The following is a 6,855-nucleotide window of genomic DNA, read 5'->3' as shown; positions in this document are numbered from 1 at the left end:
CCGTTAGGCTACTATTAGGGCTCTCTGCCATATGCCGAGAACGGCACTTAGGCAGGTCACGTTTGACGCTCCATATAGTGTCTCCATACGTAGGTATCCGGTTGGTCTATACCCTGCTTACCGCAGGTGCGTCAATGGGCCTGCTTATACCCAATCCTTTTTATATTGGGGATACCCATTGATACCGGGGTTAATTCCGGCAGCGCCTCAAGCCACAGACCCGGATTCAGCCCATAGGCTTTACCATATATGGCCTGACTCGCCAGGCTACTCGACAGCAATTGCAGTCTAATCCTGACTTTACCGACATGCTGTTGTCCCCCAGAGGCTTTCGCATAAAGTTAGTCGGTTGTCTTACATCGCAATGCAGGAGCGATGATTTCTAGGAAATATATATGAAGCGCACAACGTGCGCACATAAGGAGATGAAAACAATGGAAAAAAATCGTTATGAACGTGGTCTACAAAAATTATCAGAAGTCGATGGTATCGGTGGGGAAAATGTAATTGAGTCATTACAGGACATCGCTCCGGATCTGGGAAGATATATCATTGAATTTGCGTTCGGGGATATCTACAGCAGCGAAGGACTGAATCTCCAGGAGAGGGAACTGATCACCATTTCCAGCCTGCTTACTTCAGGCTGTTGTGAGCCGCAGTTGGAGGTTCATATCAATGGAGCATTGAATGTGGGTGTTGCACCTGAAAAAGTGATCGAAACATTTTTGCAGTGCGTCCCTTATACCGGCTTTCCGAAGGTGCTCAATGCAGTTGCGGTTGCAAAAAAAGTCTTTACCAACCGGAAAATAACGCTCCGAAAAAAATAGGAGCAGATACTTAAAAACATTCAATAATAAGCTGTCACGCCGTAAGCCGTCCATTCAACAATGGGCGGCTTTTTTCGCGGGTGTGTCGCATGTAGACTATGACAAGGAGGTACACCATGGCATATATACATTTTACCGATGAACAGAAGCAACGTGCAAACTCTGTTGATCTCGTTGACTTTCTTCGAAGACAGGGAGAGCAGCTCATACGTTCAGGCAGAGAGTGGAGGTGGGGGCGTCATGACAGTGTAACTGTCTGGGGCAATCAGTGGTTTCGGCACAGCAGCAGGCAAGGCGGTCTCACTATCGACTTTGTGCAGGAGTTCTATGGGCTGCCATTTCCTGGAGCAACTACAAAGCATGGCATCCTATGCTCTTCTTGCAATTCAGGAGCAATACCGTCAGCTTGAAAAGCCGGTACTCATAGAACAATTAACCAAGCAGCTTTATAAGAGCTATCATCCCCATCATGATAAAGGCAAGCTGAGAGTAAAGGCAGATGACATTCAACAGAACATCACTGCTATGAATGATCAGCTCCATATGGTCGGCATCCGTACCCTTGATGACAAGCAAAAACTAATTTCATCCTATCTGAGTCTTGCGCTTAATTGTGTGAAGACTCATATTTTTATTGACCTGGAAGGCCAAGAGCAGGAAATTATAATGCAACAAATATCAAATTTAAATCAAACCAACGGTAAACAAGTGATTTGTGAAGAGACTTCACTGACCCAATATAATCTATCATAAGGGAGAATGAGATCATGGAAAACAACCACTTTAAACCCGAATGTCCACTCTTGGGTAAGGATGGAAATATTTTTAATCTTGTAGGCATTCCCTCAAGAACCCTAAAGGAAAATGATATTGGTGAAAAAGCCCGTGAGATGTGGGACCGGGTCATGGAATCCGGCAGCTACGATGAAGCTCTGAATATCATCGGTGAATATGTCACCATTGTCGGAGATGAAGCGAAGATGGATGACGAAAGCTTTCAAAAATGGAATAAGGAAATACAGAAAAAGCCATGTGCCAATAAAAAACGGGTACATGGTTTTTCTTTTAAAAGGAGGGGTGAAATGGGATACTTTTCATCACTTTATGCATCAGAGCTTCCACATCGAGCTGTTGCTGTTTATATGTACTTGCATGATCGTGCTGACAAGGACGGCAAGTGTTATCCGGCGATTGGTACCATCGCTAAGGAGCTGAAGCTGTCAAGAAGCACCGTAAAAAGAGCCATCGTAGACCTTGAAAAGATAGGACATCTTCGCAAGGAAAATAGGTGGCTGGAAAACGGCGGCATAAGCAGTAACATGTATTATGTGAAGCTCTGAAAAATCTTACATTTAAACCAAGGGGGTGGTCTGCTCATTTGATGAACTATAGTACAGTTCACAGTGAGCTATGCAGTGAACTACCCACTCTAAGAAATAACCTAACATCAGAAAAGAAACAAATAGTCATATTACTAAGTCATAAAGGGAACATTTGAACACAGCGTCGGGAATACTCAAAGATTGAACATGTATTAAACTAATTTTACAAAAGTATTTGATTAGTATGAGTCATAACGTTATTTTTATAGTAGAAATGGAAAATTTCGGCGAAGGGAATAACCCAACGCTCCTTCAATGAATGTTGAGGAGGTTACTGGTTTTTGTGTTTTCCTAGATGAAAATTGAAAGAATGATATTATTAGGCGAAATTGCAATTGTGGCGCAGAGGAGGGGTTTGTTTCCATCTTTGTTAAGGTTTATTTTTATTGAACAAGTGGCAAAGATTGCAAACGACTACAAATTAGATAAACTAGAGTGTAAGCACTACACTCACTGACAAGATAACCTTACGTGACTTTAGGTCATTTATGCACCATCATGGAGTGAACTAGTAAGGATAAAGAGACTTAGATTAATGGTTAGGAGCAAACACACATGCCAAAGGCACTATTAATATTCTTGAGTGCGATTCTTTTTCTCTGGCCTATAACGGGATGTTCAACGTTAACAAAGGAGAACGTCGTTCCTCTCACTCAGGAAGATCAAAACCCGGTTACCGCTAAAATGGATGTGACTTCACCTGTCTATACGTTTAGCTATGATCGTAGGATGGATCCAGCAGAGGATGTGAAAATGTATGCGACTTTCCTGAAGTACTTAGAAACAGCAACAGGTTATAATTTCGAACTTCGACCCATGACTCCAAACCAAAATCTAATTGAGGAACTGGGAACAGGACGGGTGGATATTGCGGCGATAGGTACGCTTAGTTACTTAAAAGCTCATCAAAAGTATGGAGTTCGTGCTGTTGTTCGAGGCATAACGGAACAAGGTAAAGCAGAGTACAGAGCTCTAATAATTACTTCGACCAACAGCAAACTCCGCTCCCTACGCGATTTACTGGGCAAAACCTTTACCTTCGGTTCAGATACCTCTACACAAGGTTACCTCATTCCGTTGATCATGCTTACCGAAGCAGGGGTTAACTTAACAGACCTTACGGGCTATACGTTTGCCGGTTCTCATTTCGATACGGCCAATGCGGTTATTAGTGGACGATACGCCGCAGGCGGAATACAAGATACCTTGGGACGAGAGTTGGCAAATAAAGGACTGGTCCGGATCTTAGCAGAGTCTGATGAATTTCCCAGCAGTACCATTTCAGTCTCTCCTTCTCTTCCCTCGGATGTAGTAAAAAAGCTCCAGGAAGCTCTGTTAGAGTTTGCACCCGAAGGTAAGGATAAGGGGATGCTATACCATTGGGATCAAACTGAAATGCCACTTGGCTTTGTCCCAACGGATGATCGAGACTTCGAAAAAGCAAGAACGTGGGCTGTTCGTCTCGGCTTATTTGACGGAGGGGCAGAATGAAACTTAGCAAAAAGATATCCATAGTTATTGTCGCCATTGTAACAGTGCTGGGTTTAATGACCGTACCCTTGATCAGTCATTTTGTCGGAAATGCTTTGCGCGAGACTGTGCAAGACAAGGAAATCTCCTTGGCTAAAGTCGTCGCCAGTAACCTCGCGAACCCAGTTTTAACCGGGAATTATTTAACCGTCCAAAGAAATTTGGAGGGATTAAAAGAAGATCGACAATTGTTGTATGCCTTTCTCATACTACCGGATGGCAGTATATTACATACCTTTAAGGGCAACATCTCCTCCGAACTTGTAGAACTCAATCGCCTGACGCCTAATCAATCCCATGCCATAAAATCCTTCTCCGCTGACGAAGAAAGAGTCGAAGATGGGGGAGTATTTCTCCTTGATGGCTTAAGGAGTGAACTCCATATTGGGTATAAAGAGGACTATATCCAGGCAACCTTAACACGTATTTTTAAAACGATTATAGCGCTAACTCTGGTTGGAGTAATTTTTGGTAGCTTAGCCGCAGGCTTTTTGGGCAAATATCTCTCTTCCCCGATTGAAACATTGACGACTTTAACCCGTAAAATTACGAATGGTCAACTGGATCACCGAGTAGACATTACTACCAAGGATGAAGTCGGAGAATTAGCTCATAGTTTCAATCGAATGCTGACTGCTCTAGAAGAGAGTATGTCGAAAATCAGAGTTGCCGAGGAAGAACAACGCATTAAAAACCGGGAGCTTTCGGCACTCAACGGAGTCGCGGAAACGATTCGATTGGGGCAAGATATAAACACAGTCCTCCAGGACGCGCTCGTTCAGATTGTAGAAAACCTCGCTTTAAGTGGAGGCTGGGTTCAGCTGCGTATTAGAGAGACAACAGGGATTGAGAACATAATTACCCTTGGAATCGAAGAACATATCATCCCTTGTTCGGAATGTGAATTCTGTGGGTGTGACCTTTCAAGGATTAAGCAAGGACAATGCTTATCAAAAAGTTCTTTACTTAAAGGCGGGCGAAACTACCAGGTTACAGGGGTCCCGATCTTTGTCAGTGATCGCATTTTAGGAGCGATATATCTCCTCAGTGACAAAGAGCTCATTGCCGCTGATTTGGAAACTCTGCAAACGATTGGCGGTCAGCTTGGAACCATGATTGAGAATGTAAACCTTTGGCAAGAACTAAAGGCTCGGGAAGCCAAAGTGAGCCAACTGCTAGAAAAAGTCATTGTGGCGCAAGAGGATGAACGTAAACGGATTGCCAGAGAGTTACATGACGAAACAAGCCAGTCCCTTGCTGCTTTAGCCATGCGTTTGAAAGTCTCAATGGGTTGGATTCACAAAGACACCCGCAAAGCAGAAGCTTTATTAGAGGAATCCAAGGATGAAGCAGTGCGGATTATGAGAGAACTGCATAATATCGTCTTTCATTTACGTCCCACTTTGTTGGATGATTTAGGGCTTGTTCCAGCCTTAAGATGGCTCGCTGCAAGTCGGGATTGGAAAGAACCGCTCGAAGTCGATGTTCAGGGAAACTGGTCTAAAGAAAGAATCGATCCCCAAGTGGAAACGACCTTATATCGCATTGGGCAAGAGGCGATTACCAACGCCGCAAAATACTCGCAAGCGACTTACCTAGTTATAGAATTTAAGGTTGAAGAGACTAAAGCAATACTAAAAATACAGGACAATGGAAAAGGGTTCATTTGGGACGAAAATATGTTTGAATTTGAGCAAGGGAAGAAACCTTTAGGCTTAATTGGCATGATGGAGAGGGCATCCTTAATCGGTGGACGTGTTGAAATTCATTCTGAAGTTGAGCGCGGCACTACCATTGTAGCGGTCATTCCGCTGAAAAAGGAGGATAACAGTAATGGAGAGAATTAAGGTTATGCTGGTGGATGACCATACCCTCTTTAGGGCCGGAGTCACCATGTTATTACAAATGGAATCAGATATGCAGGTCGTAGGAGAGGCTAGTGATGGGCATCTAGCCTTAGAATTAATCCTCAAATGTAGACCAGATGTGGTCGTCCTTGATATATCTATGCCTGGTCTTGATGGCATTTCTGTGGCTCGTAGTGTACTCGATCGCTTGCCGAACGCTAAACTCTTAATGGTGACTCAGCATGAAAACCGGGAATATATCCTGCGAGCCACCAAGGTAGGCGTTGCGGGGTATCTCCTGAAGAGTGCGGCGGCTGACGAATTAGTAACCGCTATAAGAGCGGTTCATAGCGGACGCAAATATTTAGATGCAACCGTTACCCAAGTCTTAATGGACGCCTGGCAGGCAGGCGAACAAGGGGAAGAATCATTGACTGATCGTGAAACGGAGGTTCTCATCTTAACTGCTCAAGGGAAAACGATGAAGATAATCGCAGAGTTATTAAATATTAGCCCCAAAACGGTTGAATTTCATCGTGCTCGTTTAACCCAAAAGCTAGGACTGAAGAATAAATCGGAGTTAGTAGCTTATGCTATTAAACAAGGTCTGGTATAGTTATTAAACTAGGGAAATCCCTAGTAGCTATCCTAGGGATTTGAGGGAAGAAGACTAGGAATCTCCTTGATATACGAGGGGATTCCTTTTTCATATACTTATATGTGAAACAAAGTATTTTCTTAAGGAGGAGATGCCAAGATGCCAACAGAGAAAAAGCGCTATGGTATGGTTATTGACACACGGAAGTGTGTTGGTTGCATGTCTTGTACCATTAGTTGCAAAATGGAAAATGGAGTCACTTATGATGGATTCCGGTCTTGGGTTGACATGACGGAACGGGGAGTGTTTCCGAAGGTCAAACGCAATTTTATTCCAAAACTATGTAACCATTGTGAAAATGCGCCTTGTGTTACGGTCTGTCCGGTTAAAGCCAGTTACAAGAATGAGGATGGAATTGTGCTGGTGAATCAAAAACGGTGTATCGGCTGCGGATACTGCATCGTAGCTTGTCCTTATTCTGCTCGTTATTTGCATGAGGGGTTAAAAGTTGCTGATAAATGTACGTTCTGTGACCACCGAGTGGAATTGGGATTAGAACCGGCCTGTGTCCACAACTGTATGGGAAAGGCACGTATATTCGGAGATCTCAATGATCCTCTGAGTGAAATTTCTCAGTATATTACATTAAATGGGGTTCAAACCCTCCGTCC

8 protein-coding genes and 1 pseudogene are annotated in these 6,855 nt (G+C 43.6%); 8 read left to right on the top strand and 1 reads right to left on the bottom strand.

Annotated elements, in window-relative coordinates:
* Positions 1 to 131: 131 nt before the first annotated feature.
* Positions 132 to 281: a hypothetical protein gene (locus tag JL57_RS35755; protein WP_291299564.1), complete on the bottom strand. Its 150-nt coding sequence runs from the start codon at positions 279 to 281 to the stop codon at positions 132 to 134.
* 153 nt (positions 282 to 434) lie between these two features.
* Here JL57_RS35755 and JL57_RS27490 point away from each other — a divergent pair, with 153 nt between their 5' ends.
* From JL57_RS27490 to JL57_RS27460, 8 genes and pseudogenes are all read left to right on the top strand, one after another.
* Positions 435 to 827: a carboxymuconolactone decarboxylase family protein gene (locus JL57_RS27490; RefSeq protein WP_034145086.1), complete on the top strand. Its 393-nt coding sequence runs from the start codon at positions 435 to 437 to the stop codon at positions 825 to 827.
* 116 nt (positions 828 to 943) lie between these two features.
* Positions 944 to 1,177, top strand: a pseudogene (locus tag JL57_RS35750) (hypothetical protein); the annotation flags it as partial.
* A 10-nt stretch (positions 1,178 to 1,187) separates the two neighbouring features.
* The gene (locus JL57_RS27485) at positions 1,188 to 1,580 is read left to right on the top strand and encodes a hypothetical protein (protein WP_291300663.1); all 393 of its coding nucleotides are present in this window, start codon (positions 1,188 to 1,190) and stop codon (positions 1,578 to 1,580) included.
* Between the two features lie 329 nt (positions 1,581 to 1,909).
* Positions 1,910 to 2,167, top strand: a complete 258-nt coding sequence (locus tag JL57_RS27480) for a helix-turn-helix domain-containing protein (RefSeq protein WP_034145089.1) — start codon at positions 1,910 to 1,912, stop codon at positions 2,165 to 2,167.
* 597 nt (positions 2,168 to 2,764) lie between these two features.
* Complete coding sequence (gene phnD / locus JL57_RS27475; protein WP_045691820.1) at positions 2,765 to 3,700, top strand: phosphate/phosphite/phosphonate ABC transporter substrate-binding protein; 936 nt, start codon at positions 2,765 to 2,767, stop codon at positions 3,698 to 3,700.
* Entirely contained in the window at positions 3,697 to 5,586 is a 1,890-nt protein-coding gene (locus JL57_RS35745) for a HAMP domain-containing protein (protein WP_291300662.1), read from the top strand. Before phnD ends, JL57_RS35745 begins: the two co-directional genes overlap by 4 nt.
* Complete coding sequence (locus tag JL57_RS27465; RefSeq protein WP_034145084.1) at positions 5,573 to 6,202, top strand: response regulator transcription factor; 630 nt, start codon at positions 5,573 to 5,575, stop codon at positions 6,200 to 6,202. Before JL57_RS35745 ends, JL57_RS27465 begins: the two co-directional genes overlap by 14 nt.
* A gap of 141 nt (positions 6,203 to 6,343) precedes the next feature.
* A partial coding sequence (locus JL57_RS27460) for a 4Fe-4S dicluster domain-containing protein (protein WP_034145083.1) occupies positions 6,344 to 6,855 on the top strand: 512 nt, incomplete at its 3' end.

The sequence above is a fragment of the Desulfosporosinus sp. BICA1-9 genome, from assembly GCF_000802135.1.
This window is presented reverse-complemented; position numbering and strand designations above follow the sequence as displayed.